We start from the raw sequence: 20,397 nt of genomic DNA, 5'->3' as shown, positions 1-20,397 counted from the left end.
ATATACCCCCAAAATGAATAAATGTCAAATGTGGACTTTTTCGGGGAAATTACGGTTCTATTTCAACCCACGCAGGATTTCTTTTTGCTCCGATGTGATGCGGTAGCTTTCGCAGGCTTTCTGGATGGTTTTTGCGTGGATCCAGGGCGAAAGTTTGCGGCCCTTGATGTAGGGGAATGTTGCGTCCCACTGCTTGGCAAGCGCCGTCGCCATGTACCAGGCGATGACCATCTGCACGTAGTAGCGGTCGGTGGGACGGGCGGCGTTTACCGATGCGGCCTGCTTCTGGGGCTGTGCTGCCCCCGTCGAATCATCATCGAAAAGGTTTTCGTCGATAGCCGCGACCCACTTCGAAAACTTCTTGTCGAATCGCTCGTCCAGGAAAAAGTTCATGAGCATGTTCACGCCGAAGCGAACCGTGTAAGGGTGCTTTGACTTGAGCCATTTTTCGATGCACGACACGAACCGCGCCTCGTCCTTAAGCAAAGCCTTTGGCGATTTACCGTCGCATACGGCCCAGTTGTCGATGTAGGGCAAAAACTGCTCGATGCGATGCAGGCAATCGTCAAAATCCTTGATGCGCTCGACCACAAAAAGGTGCACCTGGTTTTCTTCGAAGTATTTGTGCGGGAGCTTGTCTAAAAATTTGGCGACATCAGTCGGCACGGATTTTGCAACCGTTGAATCCGTCGCAGATCCAGCCGCAGAACCAGCAATCCTCGCGGAGCCCTTTGCAGAATCCGCGAACTCTTTCGCGATTTTTCGCATGGTAGGCACGCGCACGCCGATAATCGTTTTCTTGTCGATGTTCGGCAACAGCGACGCATGAAAGTCGCGGTACTTTAAATCCTGTTCGGCCAACAGGCGCTTGACAAGTTCGGCGGGAGTCATACCCGATAAAATAACAAAATTTCTGCTAGAGCAGCCTTGAAATCGCAACTACTTCTTTGTAGCCGCGATATACTTTCTCCAGTCACCGTACTCCGAGATATCGACAGCCTTCTTGTCGTAAATCCACTCACCCATAGAGGTGTCGGAAAGGAATCCCGAAACAAGTGTCCCGTCGATTGTCTTGATTTTGCCGATGCAAAGCGGTTTCGGAATGCGGCTTACAAAATTGCCGAAGTCCTCTGCGGTGAGCCCGTAGATTTCGATGTAGAAACTGTGCCCTTCTCCTTTAGGGCAGGAGACGAGTGCGGGCTTTTGAATACCGTGATCGTTGAAAGTAAACATCCTGTATTCGGGAGCTGTTCTAGTGCCTTTCAGGAAGGTTGCGCGCGAAAGCTCCCAATAGAGCCGGCATCCTCTGAGGTGGGCGCCACAGACGGCAAGCGGTATTCTTTTTTCAAGGAAGGGCTTAGCCGCTTCGGCGGCATCGAGCAGCTTGTAATCGTCGAAAGCCTTGCCCACGAGCGTTACGCCAAACGGAAGGCTCGTTGCGTTTTCGTCTTTGCCTGTAGCGTCTTCAGCGGGGATGGCGAGAGCCGAATAATCCAGCAGGTTCATATAGTTGGTGTAGTAACCCAGATTGGAATTCAACGCGATGGGGTTGCTTTCGACTTCGTCCGTCTTGTAGATGGTCCCTGCGGTCGGTGTAAGCAGAAAATCGACCGACGATATTATTTTATCTGTAATTTTCTTATATGCTTGCAACTTATGGAAGCCTTCGAAGACTTCTGACGGATGCGGAATTTGTTTAGGCGATATGATTGCCTTGGTTACCGGATGAATTTCGTCCGAATGCTCCTCGATGAATTTTCCGACGGCATTGTAGCGTTCGAAAACCCATGGACCTTCGTAGAGAAGCCTCGCCGCTTTCAGGAAGGGTTCGAACGGGACGACGACCTTTGTACCGCCAGCCCTTTCGAATGCGCAAACTGCTTTTTCGAATGCTTCTCGGTAGCCCTCGTTGCCGAAAAACTCTAACGTGTCGGGCACGCCGAAGGTCCATTTTTCGGTGAGTCTCGCACGCAGTTCCGCATTGGCGTTCCATGGAGCTTCCCTGGAATACGGGTCTTCGGGATCTTCTCCTTGTGCGACGTTCAAGACCATTTTCGCGTCTTCAATATCTAGCGCAAAGATGCTGACGCAGTCGAGGCTTCGGCAAGCGGGAATGACCCCGTTTGTGCTGAGCAGACCGCGCGTCGGCTTGACGCCTACCAGCTTGTTGAATGCCGCGGGAACGCGCCCGGAGCCCGCCGTATCGGTGCCGAGGGCGAAACTGCAGAGTTCATAGGCGAGCGATGCCGCCGAACCGCTGCTGCTTCCGCCTGAAATGTATTCTGGAGCATACCTGTTGGGAATGGCTCCGTAGGGGCTGCGTGTTCCGACGAGTCCCGTGGCGAACTGGTCCATGTTCGTCTTTCCGACCGGGATGGCGCCAGCTTCAATCAGGCGGCTTACGACAAATGAATTTTTTGCTGCCGTATAGGCGTAGGCGGGGCATGCCGAGGTGCTTTCGAGACCTTCCACGTCGATGTTGTCCTTGATGGCGAATGGAATTCCGAAAAGCGGCTTGTCTTCGGGAAATTCGGAAAACTTTTCGAGCGGTTCCAGGTATTTTTCCAGGGCCTCCTTCGAAAGGCGGCTGATCCAGATTTGTGCGGGTGCCTTTTCCATTTCGGCAAGGACGTATTCGATGACGGCGCGTGGAGTTGTCGCCCCGCTGCGGTATGCGTTTAAGAGGGATGATATTCTGAGGTCCATAAATCCTCCTGTTATAATTCCAAAAGATGTTCCACGGCAAGGTTGTAGAGCCCTGCGAAATATTCGCTTTCGGTATTGGGCTTGATGATGATTCGGGGCAGCTGCAAACGGTCCAGATGCCTGCGCAAGTGCTGGACGATGGCCTGCTCGTTCATTTCGGATGCAAGCCCGCCGGTAAGCACGATCTGAGCGGGGTCAAGGAAGACGACTGCCGCAGTGACAAGCTGGTTTACGATAGGCATCGCGTACTCTATGTCGCTGAAGGCCGCCGTTTGGCTGCTTTTGTTAAAATTGAAGGGGTAGTACGAAAGTTCGCCGGCAAGGTTCGAGGTGCCGCGTAGGATTTTCCCGTCGACGATAAAGCCGCCTGCGGGCGTGTTCCTTTTCGGGAAAAAGAGGAGCGCCACGTTTTTCTCGTTGCTGTTTGATTTTGAATAACCTAACGCAATGGTATTCATGTCGTTCTCGACAACGGTCGGAATTTTTAGCGCGTGTTCAATTCTTTCTGCCAGATTTGTTCCACGGAGTTCCTCGATGTCTGAAAACTCGATGATGCCGTTATTGACGCAACCCTGTACGCCGATAACGATGATTTTGATGTCGGCTTCCTTTTTCAGGATTTTGCGGATATTGGAGATGATGACTTCGGGAGAAATGAGTCTTTCCCTGAAGGTCCCGTTTTGCTTGATGTTGCCGCAGATATCCTGGACGCGGAAATGCAGAAGCTTTTCTTCGTTGTCGGAGTAGGCGTATATGCAGAGCGACTTGCCCCATTCGTGATTGTACTGGTAGGCTATGGCGGGGCGCCCGCCGCTAGAAATGCGCTGGGATTCTTCGGTGATTTCGCCTGCAGCGGTTAATTCGTTCAAAATGGTGCCGCAGGTGACGACGCTGAGTCCAGTCGCCTGCGAAAGCTCCGCCTTCGTGGCTGCACCGAGTGAAAGCAGCGCTGTCTTGACGGCACGTGTGTTATGTTTTTTTAATTCCGCTGTTGTGTTCGTTTGTTTCATACCTTAAAATATAGTGACGCGGCTTCACTTTTGTAAAGAGGTTACAAAAGTTTTTTTGAAAAGATTTTTTCAAGTTTATCCGAAATTCATTAATTTACACAAATTACAGGATTTACATTTTTTTGAAATGCAGATGGACTTTTTAAAAGTGTTTTACAAATTGCGGAACTATAAAAATGTTGCAAAGTTCTTATGTCGCTTGAAAATGCGTTTTTTTTCAAAATTTGGCCCATTTTGAAAATTGGCACACCTTTTGCTACATCCTTGGCAAACAAGTGAGGATATTATGAATTTGACAAAAATACTTCTGGTATGTGTTACTGCGGCCGTTGCTGCCGTATATGCTCAAAAGCCCCTGCTGAAAATTGCCTACAGTGATTGGCCGGGATGGACCGCGTGGGAAATTGCCGATAAGAAGGGCTTCTTCAAAAAGCATGATGTCAATGTCAAGCTGGAATGGTTTGATTATGGCCCTTCTATGGATGCCTTTGCCGCAAAGCAGGTGGATGCCGTGGGAGTGGCGAATGGCGATGCCATGATGCTTAACGCGACGGGCGCCCGCAACTCTATCATCTTGATCAACGACTACAGTAACGGAAACGACAAGATTGTCGGTGCTCCCGGAATCAACTCCATCAAGGATCTCAAGGGAAAGAAGGTGGGGGTCGAATTCGGATGCCTTTCGCATGCGCTGCTGATCAACGCCCTTACGAAAATGGGCTTGAAAGAATCCGACGTGTCGCTTGTGAATATGCCGACGCATCAGGCGGTACAGACCCTTGAAAGCGGCGAGGTCTCCGCAGTGGTCGCATGGGTTCCGCATTCCGTGAACGCGCTTGAAGTGGTCAAAGGAGCCAAGGAACTTTACTCTAGCGCGAACGAACCCGGAATCATCTACGACGTTCTCGCGGTATCGCAGGAGTCGCTGATGAAAAACAAGGCCGAATGGGAAAAGGTTGTAGCCGCCTGGTACGATGTCATCGATTTCCTGAACGATCCGAAAAACAAGGCCGAAGCTGTCAAGATTCTTGCCGCCCGCGTGGGTATCTCCGAAAAGAAATACGCCACGTTTATGGGTGGGACCAGATTCCTGACGGCAGAAGAAGCGGCGGCCCGTTTCAAGAAGGGCGATGGCTACGGTTCGGTTTATGGGTCTAGCAAGAATGTCGACGCGTTCTTCGTGAAGAACAAGGTTTATGAAAAGAATGTGGATGTGAACCGTTACATTATCCCTTCGTTCACGGAAACATTCGTCAAGGCGAAAAAGTAAAACCCCGAAATTGGAAACGTTATGATTAACCCGATTGGAATTCAAAAGCATGTTGGAAAGAAGTGGACGGTGGTGCTAGCAGTGCTTTCGTTCATTATTCCCCTTGCCGTCTGGAGCGTGGTAAGCTACGTACCTTTCGTGTACCACCCGCTCGTCAAGGTGGTCGATGCCGGTGGCAGCATGTTTTGCTAGCCGGGCGACGAAATCGAACGCGTCAATTTCGAGGAAGAAAATAAGTCCCTGCTGGCCGCGGGCGAGAAAGCGATGACGGGTGTGCGCATCAACCCCGCCTATCTCCCGGCTCCGCATAAGGTCGCCAAAGCTCTAGTGACGGCTTTTATGACGGAACCGAGGCGCGATGGCGATGTCTGGTTTTACGAAAGTATACTCCACTCTGTAAAAATCGTATTCCTGGCCTTTTTGCTGTCGAGTCTCGTCGGCGTGCCGCTGGGCATTATTTGCGGCGCGGTCCCGTTCTTTGAAAAGTTGACTGGTCCCTTCATTGAGTTTTTCCGGTATTTTCCGGCGCCGGTATTCGGTGCATTGGCCGTTGCTATTCTCGGAATCAGCGACGCACCCAAGATCGCGATTATCATCATCGGTACGTTTTTCCAGCAGGTCCCTATGCTGTGCGCCACCACCCGCCGTGTCGATTCGACTTTGATCGAAGCCGCTCGCACGTTGGGAGCCTCTTCTCGACGCATCATGTTCAAGGTTATCTTGCCCGAGATTGCTCCCAAGATGTACAAGGATATGCGCATTTTGCTGGGTTGGGCGTGGACCTACCTGATTGTGGCTGAAGTGGTCGGCACGAGTTCCGGCATCACCTGGTTCATCAATCAGCAGGCGAAGTACCGCAATTTCGACAATGTTTATGCGGCGATTATCATTCTCGGAATTATCGGGCTGGGTTGCGATCTTGTGCTCAATTTCCTCAGTCGCGATTTCTTTGCCTGGGAAGGTGGTCATGTCGGTGTGACCTCCAAGATCAAGAAGGAAATTTTTGCGCCTAAGGATACCGTGTTTTCGTTCCGCCTGACTCCCGAAGAAAAGGCGCTCAAGGAGAAATACCATGGAAGGTTCTAAAGATGTTTTCGATGACTGCATTCTGGAAGCGCGCCATATCGTAAAGGATTTCGAGAATTCTTCCGGCAGGGGAATGCACCGTGTTTTGGACGATATCTCGTTCCGCGTACGCCGTCGCGAATTCCTCTCGGTGATCGGACCTTCCGGTTGTGGAAAGTCGACACTCATCCGTATTGCGGCGGGCCTCGAGACGGCGACCGGCGGCGAGTTTCTGCTCGACGGAAATGTGGTCCGCGGGACTGGTGCCGAAAGGGGAATGGTGTTCCAGAAGTACTCCCTTTTTCCGTGGCTTTCGGTCAAGCAGAATGTGATGTTTGGCCTCGAATCGACAGGGCGCGGAGGCGATGAGGCCGAAGAGGTTGCCGAGCAGTGGCTTGAAATTGTAGGTCTCGAAAAGTACGGTGAATTTTTCCCGAAGCAGCTTTCGGGTGGCATGCAGCAGCGCGTCGCCATCGCGAGGGCGCTGGCGCCTCAGCCGCGTGTACTGCTGATGGATGAGCCGTTCGGTGCGCTCGATGCGCAGACAAGGACGCAGATGCAGAGGTATCTGCTTGAAGTCTGGAAGAACATCGACATCACGATCATTTTCGTGACGCACGATCTGGACGAAGCCGTATTCCTTTCGGACCGCATCTTGACTTTGCAGGCGAATCCCGGAAAGGTCAAGGAGATGGTCGAAGTGCCGGTTCCGCGCCCCCGTAACAAGGGAAGTCTAAGTTTGCGCGAATTTAACGAAACGCGGAAACATATCGAAGAACTGATTCGCCCGCCGAAGGTGAACGAAGTTGCCGAAGAGGATTTTAAAATCGTCAACATGGTTGGGATGCAACCATAAAAATCAGGAGTTATTATGTCTGAATCTAAAGTACTTTGCGAACATGTTATTGCGGGTGGCTGGAACTACTCGCGCATTGTCAGGCGTGGTCAGAAAATTCGCCTCACGGACTTGGAGGGCGGCGCGAATGCATCGCTCATGTGTTATAACGCACGCAACTTTACCGAGCGCTTCAACTTGGGCGATACCCTGAAAATTCAGCATATCTGCCGCATCGCGAAGAATTGTTGCCTTTACGGCGATATGGGACGCATCTTGTTGAGTGTCGTCGAAGATTCCGTGGGCTGGCACGACCCTCTGTGTGGATGCACCCATGCGGCTTTGATCAAGGAACGTTTTGGCGAGAAGGATTACCAGAGCGCACACAACGATTTTTACCGTAACGGCTACGATTCCCTGCTGGTGGAAATCGGCAAGCACGGCATGACCAAGAGGGATTTTACGGAACTGGTCAATTTCTTTAGCAAGGTTGTGGTGACTTCCGACGGTAAGATGACTTTTGTCGAAAATAATTCCAAGCCGGGCGACTATGTGGAACTGCGTGCCGAAATGGATACCCTGGTGGTTATCGATACGGGTATGCACCCGCTGAACCCGAGCAAGGAATATCTACGCAAGCCCGTGAAAGTGGAACTTATGACTTGCGATGTCGCCGGCGCCGAAGACCCGTGCTTTACCTGGTGCCCCGAAAACGGCCGTGGTTACATCAACACGGCAAACTACAACTTGTAAGAGGTCTATCATGTTTACGAAGTATTTGGAAAGTTCGCTCAAGGAAGAAGATGCCTGCTATGTCGAGGATGTTGCTGCCGGGAAGGGCTGGCTGCATTTGATAAAAAAAGGTCAGATTTTCCGTATTCTGGATCTCAAGGGAAATCAGGCCGTCGATACATTGTTTATCAATGCGAATGATCCTTCGGAACGCTACAGCGTTCAGCAGACGGTGCAAAGACAGGCGAATTGCCTTGTTGGTGTAGGGACGAAGCTTTATTCCAACGATGATAACGTGATGCTTACGGTGATTGCCGATACTTGTGGTGACCACGATACGCTCGGAAGTGCTTGCTCCTGCGAAAGCAACACCTGTCGCTATGCGCTTGAGAAACGTTACATGCATGCTTGCCGTGAATCGTTCTTGAAGGTGCTGCTTGAAACCCCGAATCTGGACAAGCGCGACCAGGTGAACAACCTGAATTTCTTCATGTACGTTCCTTTTGATGAACAGGGAAACCTTAACTTTGCTGACGGGATTTCTTCGCCGGGAAAGTACGTGGAAATGCGTGCCGAGATGGATGTGCTCGCGGTCGTGAGTAATTGTCCGCAGCTGAACAATCCCTGTAATGCTTACGATCCGACCCCGGTCAGGATGATTGTGTGGGACAAGGAGTCTGTATGAACTCAAAACTTCTTGAAAGTTCCCATGACTTGAAGGACGCCGTCTTCGATGTGACGGTGCTTGCGGGCGACGGCTATATGCTTCCCCTAAAGAAGGGACAGGTGCTCCGCATGGTCGATGTAGAAGGGAATCAGTCCGGCGATGTGCAGATTTACAACGCGAACGATCCGACGGAACGTTATAATGCGAACAATACGATTACGGCACAGGCGAATACGATGATTGAGCTCGGCACGGTCATTCGCAGCAATTGTGGAAATGCAATGCTTACGGTGATTGCGGATACTTGCGGAGAACACGATACGCTTGGAAGCGGATGCTCCGCTGAAGGAAACGTGGTGCGCTATACGGACAAGACTCGCTATATGCACAGCTGCCGTGACACGTTCGTGCGTACGCTTGAAAATTATGGGATGAGCAAGCGCGATCAGACTTGTAACCTGAATTTTTTCACAAAGGTTATTCTGGATGACAAGGGGCACCTGGAATTTGCCGATGGAATTTCGGGACCGGGCAAGTACATAGAACTGCGTGCCGATATGGACGTGATGTTCCTGCTTTCGGATTGTTCTCAGTTAAACAATCCCTGCAATGACTACAATCCGACTCCGATTCGCTTGCTGGTTTTTGAAAAATAATTTATTTGGAATGGACTCATGGAAAACGGCTACGTATATCGAAATTTCACCAAGGAAGCGCTCGACGAGGCTTACGACAATAGCAAGGCGGTAAAGAACAGTAATGACTTGCTCGGAATCTTCTATATGCGAAGCGCCAAGCTTGCCACTAATTTCCAGGATACGCTGGATTTGCGTTATGGTCGGCATCCACGGGAAACATTAGATTACTTTAGTTGTGGAAAAAGGAACGCTCCGCTGTTTGTCTTTATCCATGGAGGATATTGGCAGATGCGTAACAAGGAGATGTTTCGCTTTGTTGCGAGCGGGCCGTTGGCGCACGGTTTCGATGTCGTCAATATCGGTTATCCGCTCGCTCCCGATAGGGATATGCGTGGTATTATCGCAAGTCTCCGCAGTGCGTTTAGTTACTTGCGTCTTCATAATGATGAGCTAGGGTTCGATGCGACGCATATTTTCGTGTCGGGTTGGTCGGCAGGAGCTCACTTGGCGGTCAATATGCTTGACGAACGTGGGGTCTGTGGAGCCCTTGCGATTAGTGGCATCTATGACCTAGAACCGATTTCCAAGTGTTACTTAAACGATAAACTTCAGCTGACCGAAAGTGAAATTCTCCTGTTCAGTCCGCTGCGTAAACCGTTTGTTAAAAAGTCGGTGGTCGTGGTGGTCGGCGCCGACGAGCTTCCGGAACTTCGTAGGCACAGCATCGAATTTGCGATGCGCCGTGCGGGAGACGGAATTTCCGGTTCGTTCAACCTGCTTTCGAATCAGAACCATTTTACGATTCTTGAGGAACTCGAAGACCCGGAAGGATCGCTGACGCAACTTCTGGTGCAACTGACAAAGTGTAAGAGGAAATAGTTATGTTCAACAAGGTACTTGTAGCAAACCGTGGCGAAATAGCCTGTCGTATTATCCGCTCCCTGAAAGAAATGGGAGTGAAATCTGTTGCCGTTTATTCAGATCCTGACGAAACGGCCGCCCATGTGTTGATGGCCGACGAGGCCGTGCGTATCGGGCCCGCACCGGTCAAGGATAGCTATCTGAATGTTCCCGCGATTTTGGATGCAATCAAGTCGACGGGGGCCGAGGCGGTTCATCCGGGTTACGGCTTCTTGAGTGAAAACGCAGAATTCGCGAAAGTCCTCGAAGAAAACGGGATTGCCTTTATCGGACCGACTCCGAAACATCTCGTAGAATTCGGCCTCAAGCATCGTAGTAAGGAACTGGCGCAGGAATTTAATGTTCCGCTCGTTCCCGGTTCGGGCCTGTTGGAAAATGTGGACGATGCCCTGGCACATTCCAAAGAGATCGGATACCCGGTGATGCTCAAGAGTACGGCGGGCGGTGGCGGCATCGGTATGAGTATCTGCCGTAGCGACAAGGAACTCGTTGAAAGTTTCGATAGGATCAAGAGACTGAGCGAGAACAACTTCAAGAACGCAGGCCTTTTTGTAGAAAAGTACGTGGAGCGCGGTCGCCATGTCGAGGTCCAGATTTTTGGCGATGGCGAAGGAAATGCCGTTGTGCTCGGAGAGCGCGACTGTTCTGTGCAACGCCGTAACCAGAAGGTGATCGAGGAGACTCCCGCTCCGAACCTTCCCGAAAAAACGCGCGAGGCGCTCCATTCTGCTGCGCTCCGGCTTGTGCAGGGTGTTGCGTATCGTTCTGCAGGGACCGTTGAATTTATTTATGACGCCCCGAGTGACAAGTTCTATTTCTTGGAAGTCAACACGCGCTTGCAAGTGGAACACGGCGTTACCGAAACAGTCTACGATGTAGATTTGGTGCGTTGGATGATCGAGCTTGCTGCAGGAACGCGCCCCTTTGAAATCGGGGCGAAGTTCGTTCCGCATGGTCATTCGATGGAATTCCGTGTTTACGCCGAAGACCCCGGTAAAAATTTCCGCCCGAGTAGTGGTCTGTTGACCGAGGTGAAATTCCCCGAAGGAATCCGTGTGGATACCTGGATTTCCCGTGGAACCGAAGTGAGTGCCTTTTACGATCCGCTTCTTGCGAAGGTGATTGTCGCGGGAAAGGACCGCGAAGAAAACATCAAGAATGCAAAGAATGCTCTTGCAGAAGTTCGGCTATACGGTTTCGAGACAAACATCAAGCTTCTGCGTGATGTGCTGGATATGGCCGATTTCGTTTCAGGAAATGTTTCAACCTGGATTCTGAACGATTACAAGTACAGCAACCGTATTTTCGAGGTTCTTGCTCCGGGGTTGCAGACAACGGTGCAAGATTATCCTGGCCGCCTGAAATATTGGGATGTCGGCATTCCGCCTAGCGGCCCGATGGATAATTACAGTTTCAGGCTTGCGAACAAGATTGTCGGTAATGCAGAGAATGCCGCCGGAATCGAGATGACCCATTCCGGGTGTACGCTCCTGTTCCACACCGATGCCGTTGTCGCCTTTACCGGAGGTGATTTTCCAGCGAAGATCAATGATGTGCCATGCCTCAAGAATACTCCGGTAGACGTGCATAAGGGTGATACTCTCAAGTTCGGCTTAAGCAAGGCGGGACAACGTTGCTATTTGGCGATTCGCGGTGGCATTGATGTTCCTGAATATTTGGGAAGCAAATCGACCTTTACGCTGGGCGGTTTTGGCGGACATGGTGGCCGTGCCCTGACTGCCGGGGATGTCCTGCATATCGGAAACGATATCGCGGGGGAATCCGTCATTCCGTCGGAATGTGCATTACCTTCTATTGGCACGGAATGGGAAATTGGCGTGATGTACGGTCCCCATGGAGCGCCGGACTACTTGACGGAAGAGGATGTCAAGGAATTTTTTGCTGCGACATGGGAAGTGCATTACAACTCTTCGAGAACGGGTATTCGCCTGATTGGTCCGCAGCCCAAGTGGGCTCGCCCCGATGGTGGCGAGGCGGGCTTGCATCCTTCGAACTTGCACGACAATGCCTACGCGGTGGGTACCGTGGATTTTACGGGAGATATGCCGATTATTTTGGGGGTTGACGGCCCGAGTCTCGGTGGTTTCGCCTGCCCCGTGACGATCGTTTCTGCGGAGCTCTGGAAGATGGGCCAGCTCCGTAGCGGAGATAAGGTCCGGTTCATTCCGCTTTCTGCCGAAGAAGCCGAGAAAATCAGGCTTGTCCGCGAAGAAATGCTTGCCGCTCCCGAAAATGTATCAAAGCCGATACCTGCGCTTGTTGCATCCCCGGTGACCACGCCTGTCATCGCAGAATTCAATACCGATTCCGAGATGGAACATATCGTCGTGCGTGCCGACGGCGATGACAATGTACTTGTTGAATTTGGCCCTGCGAAAATTGACTTGCGGCTTCGTTTCAAGGCGCACGCCTGGATGCTTGCCGTCAAGGAAAACTTTCGCGATGTCCTGATCGACGTCACGCCGGGAATCCGTTCTATACAAATTCACTATGATGTTCGGAAAATCCGTCAGGAAGGCGTTCTTGAGCGTCTTTGGAATTTGGCGGAACACCTGCGGAAAAATAAGCTTACGAAGGTGCCTACCCGTACCATCTACCTGCCGCTTTCGTGGGACGATCCCCAGACAAGAATCGCAATTGAAAAGTATGTGACGACCGTCAGGCCGGATGCCCCCTGGTGCTGTCCCAATAATATCGAATTTATCCGCCGTGTAAACGGCCTCGATTCGATCGAGGATGTGAAACAGATCGTGTTTGCCGCGGATTACCTTGTGATGGGACTCGGGGATGTGTACCTGGGTGCGCCTGTCGCGACACCGCTTGACCCGAGGCATCGTCTTGTCACGACCAAGTACAACCCGGCTCGTACATGGACCCCCGAAAATGCGGTGGGCATCGGTGGTGCGTACATGTGTGTTTACGGGATGGAAGGCCCCGGCGGTTACCAGTTCGTCGGCCGTACGGTGCAGATGTGGAACCGTTTCAAGAAAACAAGCGATTTCCCGCTGCCGTATCTGCTGCGCTTTTTCGACCAGATTCGCTTCTACGAAGTGAGCGCCGATAAACTCTTGCAAATGCGTAAGGATTTTGTCGCCGGCAAGTTCCATGTTGTCGTGGAAAACAGCTCCTTTGACATCGAAGAATACGAACGCTTCCTTGAGGTCAACGCGGAATCCATTTCGGCCTTCGAAGAAAAGCGTACCAAGGCTTTCGAAGAAGAAAAGGAACGCTGGATTGCGAATGGACAGTTTACTTTTGAAAGTCACAGTGCGGAATCTGCTCCGGTCGCCGAGATCACTCTCGCTGAAGATGAAGAGGGTGTTTATGGAACCGTTGCTGGTTCCTTGTGGAAAATGATGAAGAAGGTGGGCGATGAGGTCAAGGAAGGCGACACTATAGCCATTATCGAAAGCATGAAGACCGAGATTCCCGTCATTGCCGGGGCGGCTGGAATGGTATCGCAGGTTTTCGTGAAGGAGTCTTCCGAAGTCCGTGCGGGACAGTGCTTGATTTCTTTAAAGCCTATTCCTTCAACAGGCACTTGAGTTCCGGCGTGCGGCTTGTAGAAATCGCTGCCGAGATCCTTGACGGGGTGGAGCGCCTTGTCGGATGGCTTGCTTAGTAAATCTCCGGCTTGCAGCTGTAGAAACGGCGGTGCGTCCATCCGTACCACAGGGCGGGATTTTCGGCGATTCTATTTTCGAGCCAGCGGTTGAATGTATCCATGACTTTTGCGTCAGGGGCTACTGGGATTTCTTCGGCATGCAGTAACTTGCGGCCGGGCTGCTCCTCCATCCAGCAGATGTATAGGGGGGCGTCGGGGCGGTGCCTGTACAGAAAGTCGGGGAGCGGATTCACGTGGACCGCCTTGCCGAGAAATGTTCCTTTCCCGGCGCTTGGAATGCGGCTGTCCTGGTCGGAGAGTAGGCAAAAAAGCTGGCGTTCGTCGAGCAGCCGCAAAAATTCGCGGGGAGTCTTCGCATTAACGGCGTAGCTTTTCCCGTCGACGGCACGCATCCGGTTTTCGACGAGGCGGTTGAGCCACGCGGGTTTCAGTGGGATGTAGCTTGCCTTGAGCGGGATTCCTAGCCTGCATAGCCACGGACCTATCGCCTCGTAGTTGCCGTAATGGGCGGTGAGGAAGATGCCGCCCTGGCGCATTTTCTGCAGGACGGGTGCGCTGCCTTCCGCAAGGGCGTAGGTGAAGCCATGCCCGTCTTGAAAGGGATATTCGGCGGTATCCTGGGGCAATTTCTTGTAATCCCTGAACAGGAAAATGATATCGGCGGCGTGGCGGGTCAGGTTCTTGAGCATTTGTCTGTAAAAACGTTCCGATTCTACATTGCTTTCGCCTTGCGTCAGGGAGCGGTTTGCCAGTACGACCTTCCGTTTCCACCTTGTTGTATACAGGAGTGCGAATGCGGCCTTTTCGAATACAAAGGCGCAAGCGGCCCTGAATGTCCTGCTCAAGAATTCCATCTTTGCAAATGTACAAAACTTTATGGACAATATTTTACCAAAATGTCTTTGCCTGTTGGATTTGAATAAACTATTTTCTACACCAAGAAATAAATTTATCTATAAAAGGAGAAATGAATGAAACTTACGATTTCTGTTTCCGGCGGTGGTGCCCTCGGTATCGGTCCCCTTCAGTTTATGCGCAGGCTCGAGGAAGATCTCGGCGAAAGCCTGGCCAATCTCGGAGCGGCCTTCGCGGGGACCTCTACGGGCTCTATTGTTGCCGCGGGACTTTGCTCCGGCATGACTGCCGCGGAGCTTTACGACCTGTACCGTGAAAACCTTTCGGCCATTTTCACCAAGGTGAGCGCCGCCAAGATTCTGACGAACAACTATTACCGCTACGACAATTCCAAGCTCAAGAAGCTCCTGCAGCGTACCTTCCGCTACAAGATGTACGAATTCAAGAAGCCGATTTATATCCCGGCGACTTTCATGAATGGCGAAAGTGTCGAGAAGGTTTGGGACCGTGGTGACGGCATGACGGACCAGTGGTTCGCAGTCCTTTCGAGTTGCTCTGCGCCGACGTATTTCGATACGGTCAGCCGTAACAAGGACGGCAAGAAAGAAATCTATTGCGATGGCGGCATGTGGGCGAACGACCCCATCATGGTGCTGGAATCCGGCTTGAACAAGGTCAAGGAATTCAAGGGCAATTACAAGATTCTTTCCTTCAATACGGGAATGGTCCGTCCGAACAACGCTCCCAAGGACAAGAGCATTGTCGGTTGGGGCAAGTACGTCATGGACGAATGGGTCGCGCGTACCGGCAATTCGGGCTATTTCGAAGCGTGCGCCAATATCGGCGAAGAAAATGTCTGCCGCGTCGCTCCCAAGGTGGATTCCAAGTTCGCGATGGATGACCTTTCGCTCGTGAACGAAGTTTCCGATATCTGGGACGATCTTTACAACCGCACCAGAAAGGATGTGGTCAAGTTCGTGAAGTCGACTATCGCGAAAAAGTAAAGGACTACTCCGATAAAAAGACCTGCCTAGGTTCTAGGCAGGTCCCGTGTGCAACCAACACACTAAGGAGTTTTGTTTTAGGCCGGAATCAGCTTGTGGAAGAGTATCTTGATTCTTCGGGAATAGTGCCTAATGGAGTATTTTGCCATGATGAAAATTTTTGTCAACGGCGTTCTGGGTGGATTATAGTTAGGCGTGAGTTTTTCTAGGTAATCGCTGTTGCGGTCATGCTTGAAAAGCCAGTCGATATAAAACAATGCGATGATTTCCAACCCCGCAATGCACAGAAGCTTAAACAACAAAATTGTTGTCAAGTAGTCAGTAGGTGCGCACATTCTAACCCCGCATAGTTACAGCTAACTACACAACCCAAAAAACCGCGCCAAATATAAATAATTGGGATGGCCGTTGTCAATGCCACAACATCCCGTGCCCTAAAATACTTCTTGTTTTTTTCTTACTTATAAGGAAACCCGGCGCCGTTTGGGCACCGGGTTCTAATTTGTTTGAAATCTAGGGACCGCCTTTACGGCGATATCTAGTTCCGGGAATTATTCCATGTCTTTGCCGTGGCACTTCTTGTACTTGAGGCCGGAACCGCACCAGCACGGATCGTTGCGACCGAGCTTTGCGGCGGCCTGCTGCTGGGCGCGGCGGGCGGCTGCGGCGATGGCAGGGTTCGTGTAAGTACGGCGCACCGTCGGGCGCGTTCCCGGAAGAGCGGACTGCGGCATCGGCTGGGACTGCTGTTCTTCGGAAATCGCGTTCGTTTCAGAGGAGGCTGCTGTACCTGCGAGTCCTGCGGGCTTTGCACCGTCGGCGCTCATCTGTTCGGCAGGGGCTTCAGCCGGAGCTTCGGCAGGCTCAGGGACCTTATCGGTTGGTGAGCTTGTCGAACTATCGGCGGCCTTCTTTTCGGCGTCAATCTGTTCTTGGCTCTTGAGTTGCAACTGGTCCGGCGAAACGGTCATGCCGTTCGGGAGCGTGATGCGGATGTTCAGGATGCGGAGCGCGGTGAGCGTCGCGATCTTTTCCATGCAGCCTTCGAACATCTTGTAGCCTTCGTTCTTGTAGACCATCAGCGGGTCCTTCTGGGCGTATCCGTGGAAACGGATAGAATCCTTCAGCTGGTCCATGGCGTACAGGTGTTCCTTCCATACCTGGTCGATGGTCATCAACAGGAAGCGGCGTTCGATCTGGCGGAAGTCGGTTTCCGGAATGATCTTGCCGAGCTTTTCGTAGCGGGCCTTGCAGAGCGCGATGATTTCGTCAAGCACCTGTTCGGGCGTCTTGCTCATGGCGTCTTCGAGCGTGAGGCTGTATTCCATGCCGAGGCTGCGCTGCAGGTCGACGTGGAGTCCTTCGAGGTTCCAGGCTTCGGCGTAGCTCTTTGCCGGAATGTAGGTGGACACCTTGATGTCGCAGGCGTCCTCGATACGGTTCATGATTTCTTCGCTGATGTCTTCGCCGTTCAGAATGCGGCGGCGGAGTCCGTAAATCACCTTACGCTGTTCGTTCATCACGTTGTCGTAGTCGAGCAAGTGCTTACGGATATCGAAGCTCTGGCCTTCCACGCGGCGCTGTGCGCCACGGATGGAGCGGCTCACGATCGGGTGGGTAATCACTTCGTCTTCGCCCACGCCAAAACGGGTCATCAGGTTCTTGACGCTGTCGCCACCGAAGATACGCATCAGGTTGTCGTCGAGGCTGAGGAAGTACTGGCTGGAACCCGGGTCGCCCTGACGGCCGGAACGGCCGCGCAGCTGGTTGTCGATACGGCGGGATTCATGGCGTTCGGTGCCGAGCACGTGCAAGCCACCGAGCTCGGTAACTCCCGGGCCAAGGGCGATGTCGGTACCACGACCGGCCATGTTGGTTGCAATGGTCACCTTGTCCTTGTGGCCGGCGTACTGGATGATTTCAGCTTCGCGGCCATGGTTCTTGGCGTTCAGGACTTCGTGCGGAATGCCTTCCTTTTCAAGGAGGCCGTGCAAATGTTCGGACTTTTCGATGGATGCCGTACCAACGAGGAGCGGCTGGCCCTTGCTGTGGCGTTCCTTGATTTCGGCCACGATGGCGCGCCACTTGGCATCTTCGGACTTGTACACCATGTCCTGCAGGTCCTTGCGGATGCAGGGGCGGTTGGTCGGAATCACCCAGGTGTTCATGTTGTAGATCTTGATGAATTCCGTGGCTTCGGTTTCGGCGGTACCCGTCATACCCGAAAGCTTCTTGTACATGCGGAAGTAGTTCTGGAACGTAATCGTCGCAAGCGTCTGGTTTTCGCGACGGATCTGCACGCCTTCCTTGGCTTCGATCGCCTGGTGCATACCGTTGCTGTAACGGCGGCCCTCCATGAGGCGGCCCGTGTTTTCGTCGACGATGATGATTTCGGTATCGCGGACGATGTAGTCCACGTCCTTTTCGTAGAGGTACCAGGCCTTGAGGGCGTTATCGAGGAAATGCACCCAGTCGGCATGTTCGCCGTACAGGTTCGTAATGTGCATGAGTTCCTGAATGTGGTTCACGCCCTTTTCGGTCAGCTGGATGTTCTTGTCCTTTTCGTCGACCGAGAAGTCCTTGTTCTTGATAAGCTGCTTCGCGATTTCGTTTGCCTTGGCGTACTTTTCGGTAGCGTCTTCGGCCGGACCACTGATAATAAGCGGCGTACGGGCTTCGTCGATCAAGATGGAGTCCACTTCGTCGACGATACAGAAGTTCAGTTCGCGCTGCACCAGCTGGCTGGGTTCCACGGCCATGTTGTCGCGCAGGTAGTCGAAGCCGAATTCGTTGTTGGTACCGTAGGTCACGTCGCTGTTGTAGCTCACGCGGCGTTCTTCGGGGTTCAGGCCGTTCACGATGAGACCCACCGTGAGTCCGAGGAACTTGTAGACCATGCCCATCTGCTTGGCGTCACGGCCGGCGAGGTAGTCGTTCACGGTCACCACGTGCACACCGTGTCCAGAAAGACCGTTCAGGTAAACCGGCAGGGCGGCGGCAAGGGTCTTACCTTCACCGGTCGCCATTTCGGCGATGGCACCTTCGTGGAGCACGAGGCCGCCGATCATCTGCACGTCGAAAGGCATCATGCGGAACGGCTTCACCGATTCGGGGTAAAGTTCGCGGACCTTCGCGTACACGGAGGCGGGCAGGTAGACTTCCCATTCGTTCTTGCCGGCGGCAAGTTCGGCCTTCGCGGCGTTCACCGATTCCTGGAGTTCGGGGCCCAGGCGGCTAAAGTCGAAGTTGAATTCCGGCTTGAAGATATTGAAGATACCCAGACGGCGGTCGCAGGCTTCCTGGCACACGGCAAAGGCTTCGACCTTGATGTCTTCGAGGGTGGCGCCATTCTTGAGCTTTTCGCGGAATTCCGCACTCTTGGCGGCCAGGGCGGCGTCATCCAGTGCTTCCAGGGCTTCGCGGGCCTTATGGATCTGCTCGATGACAGGGCGCAGCTGCTTGACCTTACGTTCGTGAGGGGTACCAAAGATCTTGTGAAGAACGGTATCGACTATGCTCATCTTTTTCCTTTTTACGGCCGAAGGCATTGCCCGCGGTCTCTGATTAAAAATTACGGGGATAATTTAGCAAATTGCGTGCCAACGGGAAAATGTTTCGTCCTGAAACAGGGCGTGAATGGCTAGCGCGTTCGACCCAGCGCAAGTATCGCTGCGTTTACGGCGAATGCGGCGATCATCAGGATGTCTCCCGTATGCGCCCCGAGGGTTCCTGTAGGGCAGATTTTTCCCGCAAGGGCGAGAAATCCGCCGGTAACGATGGCGGCCGCCACGAATTTCGGCTTTGCATGGAGTCCGAGAAGTCCCCACAGGATAGGGACGGTGAAGGCGCCTGCGTATACGGCCAGTGCCAATAACAATGTGCCGATGATGTCGGTAAATACGAGTGCAAGCAGCAGGGCCACGATGCCGTTCAGCAGGATCACGATGCGTGCCTTGGCTAGTCCGCGGGCTTCATTTGCATTTTCTTTATTCCTGTCAAGCCTGAAAAGTCCGCACAAGATGACGGAGCTGCTGAGCAGTGTCGTATCGGCGCTGCTGAGGACGACGCTCAGGAGCGCGAGGGCAATCAGGGGAATCAGCGGTGCCGGGAGAACTTGCGCGGCAACCGCCGTGATGCGAGCTCCCTGCACGTTTGCGAGCCCTACGCCGTATACCGCCAGGAATCCGATGACAAAGGCGACGGGAACAAGTGTCGCTGCGGCCATCGCGATTGCCTTCTTCGCGGTTGCGGTATCCTTCGCGCAGAACATGCGACTGAAGATATCGGGGCCCGCCGTGTAGGTGGTTCCGTAGGTAAGTACCAGCAGGAAAAGGTCTAGCGGCGAAAAGTTCGTGTTGAAGGGGAATGCCGGGGCTTGCTGCAAAATTTCGGAAAGAGGTCGCGCTTCTGCACCGGGGATTCCGCCGAAGAGCGCAAAGCCCGCTACCAGCAAAAGCCCAAGGATAATCAGGCAGGCCTGCAAAAAGTCGGTACGCAGAATGGAAAGCTGCCCGCCCGCAAGCGTGTACCCCGTAAATACGGCTGCGGCGATGACGGCTGCTGCCGTGTAGTTCAGCGACGTGAAGGTCATCAGGAGTTTTGCAGCGGCGATAATCTGGGCGGCGACAATGCCTGTCCATGCGACCGGTATCACCAGGGAGGCGACCAGCCGCGGGCCTTTTCCGTACAAATTCTCTACCAGGTCGGGGAGTGCGTATTTGCCGTGACTGTAGGCGCGGCCTGCAAAGGGAATCAGCGCGACAAGTCCGAGCGCTCCCACGAGCATGAACCAGCTGGCGGCCCCGCCGAGCCTTGATCCGCTATCGACTGCACCGATCACGGCCGACCCGCCAAGAATCGTCGCGACTAGGCTTCCGGCGACAGCCTTCGCGGATGCCCCTTTGCGCGCCACGAAGAAATCGGGAATGTCCCTTACGCGCCGCGCGCTGCGCACGGCGATTGCAATCAGGAATACCAGGTAAACGATGAGGGCGATATTCATATTATGCGACCATAAGAAAGCTTGTCATTGCAGGGCGCCTTGGGGC

15 protein-coding genes and 1 pseudogene are annotated in these 20,397 nt (G+C 52.9%); 9 read left to right on the top strand and 7 right to left on the bottom strand.

All coding sequences use genetic code 11. The annotated features are described in order from the left end of the window. Positions 1-57: 57 nt before the first annotated feature. Genes BUA93_RS13070 through BUA93_RS13060 form a run of 3 tightly spaced genes read right to left on the bottom strand, consistent with a single transcriptional unit; the run spans position 58 to position 3,716 of the window. Positions 58-891: a DNA alkylation repair protein gene (locus BUA93_RS13070; RefSeq protein WP_072980112.1), complete on the bottom strand. Its 834-nt coding sequence runs from the start codon at positions 889-891 to the stop codon at positions 58-60. 48 nt (positions 892-939) lie between these two features. Continuing rightward, entirely contained in the window at positions 940-2,706 is a 1,767-nt protein-coding gene (gene atzF / locus BUA93_RS13065) for an allophanate hydrolase (RefSeq protein ID WP_072980110.1), read from the bottom strand. A gap of 11 nt (positions 2,707-2,717) precedes the next feature. Continuing rightward, positions 2,718-3,716, bottom strand: a complete 999-nt coding sequence (locus BUA93_RS13060) for an ROK family transcriptional regulator (protein WP_072980108.1) — start codon at positions 3,714-3,716, stop codon at positions 2,718-2,720. A 286-nt stretch (positions 3,717-4,002) separates the two neighbouring features. Between BUA93_RS13060 and BUA93_RS13055 the strand changes: the two genes are divergently transcribed. From BUA93_RS13055 to uca, 8 genes and pseudogenes are all read left to right on the top strand, one after another. Further along, positions 4,003-4,986 (top strand): ABC transporter substrate-binding protein, encoded by a 984-nt coding sequence (locus BUA93_RS13055; protein WP_072980106.1) that lies wholly within the window; start codon positions 4,003-4,005, stop codon positions 4,984-4,986. Positions 4,987-5,007: 21 nt separating this feature from the next. Next, positions 5,008-5,952: pseudogene (locus BUA93_RS13050) on the top strand (ABC transporter permease subunit); the annotation flags it as partial. A 106-nt stretch (positions 5,953-6,058) separates the two neighbouring features. After that, the gene (locus tag BUA93_RS13045) at positions 6,059-6,907 is read left to right on the top strand and encodes an ABC transporter ATP-binding protein (protein ID WP_072980102.1); all 849 of its coding nucleotides are present in this window, start codon (positions 6,059-6,061) and stop codon (positions 6,905-6,907) included. Between the two features lie 15 nt (positions 6,908-6,922). Further along, the gene (locus BUA93_RS13040; protein ID WP_072980100.1) at positions 6,923-7,639 is read left to right on the top strand and encodes an urea amidolyase associated protein UAAP1; all 717 of its coding nucleotides are present in this window, start codon (positions 6,923-6,925) and stop codon (positions 7,637-7,639) included. Positions 7,640-7,649: 10 nt separating this feature from the next. Continuing rightward, positions 7,650-8,303 (top strand): urea amidolyase associated protein UAAP2, encoded by a 654-nt coding sequence (locus tag BUA93_RS13035; RefSeq protein WP_072980099.1) that lies wholly within the window; start codon positions 7,650-7,652, stop codon positions 8,301-8,303. Then, positions 8,300-8,941, top strand: a complete 642-nt coding sequence (locus tag BUA93_RS13030) for a DUF1989 domain-containing protein (protein ID WP_072800300.1) — start codon at positions 8,300-8,302, stop codon at positions 8,939-8,941. Before BUA93_RS13035 ends, BUA93_RS13030 begins: the two co-directional genes overlap by 4 nt. 18 nt (positions 8,942-8,959) lie before the next feature. Continuing rightward, positions 8,960-9,802: an alpha/beta hydrolase gene (locus BUA93_RS13025; RefSeq protein ID WP_072980097.1), complete on the top strand. Its 843-nt coding sequence runs from the start codon at positions 8,960-8,962 to the stop codon at positions 9,800-9,802. 2 nt (positions 9,803-9,804) lie between these two features. Further along, entirely contained in the window at positions 9,805-13,410 is a 3,606-nt protein-coding gene (uca, locus tag BUA93_RS13020) for an urea carboxylase (protein ID WP_072980095.1), read from the top strand. Between the two features lie 73 nt (positions 13,411-13,483). Here uca and BUA93_RS13015 read toward each other — a convergent pair whose 3' ends face one another. Then, on the bottom strand, positions 13,484-14,344 hold the full coding sequence (locus tag BUA93_RS13015; protein ID WP_072980093.1) for a lysophospholipid acyltransferase family protein: 861 nt from the start codon (positions 14,342-14,344) through the stop codon (positions 13,484-13,486). A 117-nt stretch (positions 14,345-14,461) separates the two neighbouring features. Between BUA93_RS13015 and BUA93_RS13010 the strand changes: the two genes are divergently transcribed. Then, entirely contained in the window at positions 14,462-15,349 is an 888-nt protein-coding gene (locus tag BUA93_RS13010) for a patatin-like phospholipase family protein (protein ID WP_072980092.1), read from the top strand. 77 nt (positions 15,350-15,426) lie between these two features. On the opposite strand, the gene BUA93_RS13005 is transcribed toward BUA93_RS13010, so the two are convergent. The 3 genes from BUA93_RS13005 to BUA93_RS12995 all read right to left on the bottom strand — a co-directional run bounded on the left by BUA93_RS13005 (position 15,427) and on the right by BUA93_RS12995 (position 20,351). Then, on the bottom strand, positions 15,427-15,684 hold the full coding sequence (locus tag BUA93_RS13005) for a hypothetical protein (RefSeq protein ID WP_139258083.1): 258 nt from the start codon (positions 15,682-15,684) through the stop codon (positions 15,427-15,429). A gap of 216 nt (positions 15,685-15,900) precedes the next feature. After that, positions 15,901-18,870, bottom strand: coding sequence for a preprotein translocase subunit SecA (gene secA, locus BUA93_RS13000; protein ID WP_072980088.1), 2,970 nt, complete (start codon positions 18,868-18,870; stop codon positions 15,901-15,903). Between the two features lie 119 nt (positions 18,871-18,989). Further along, a complete protein-coding gene (locus BUA93_RS12995; protein ID WP_072980086.1) occupies positions 18,990-20,351 on the bottom strand; it encodes a sodium:solute symporter family protein in 1,362 nt (453 codons plus the stop codon). Positions 20,352-20,397 lie beyond the last annotated feature (46 nt).

This window comes from Fibrobacter sp. UWH4 (assembly GCF_900142475.1).
GTDB lineage: Bacteria > Fibrobacterota > Fibrobacteria > Fibrobacterales > Fibrobacteraceae > Fibrobacter.
The sequence above is the reverse complement of the archived record's forward strand: the minus strand, read 5'-3'. Positions and strand labels throughout refer to the sequence as shown.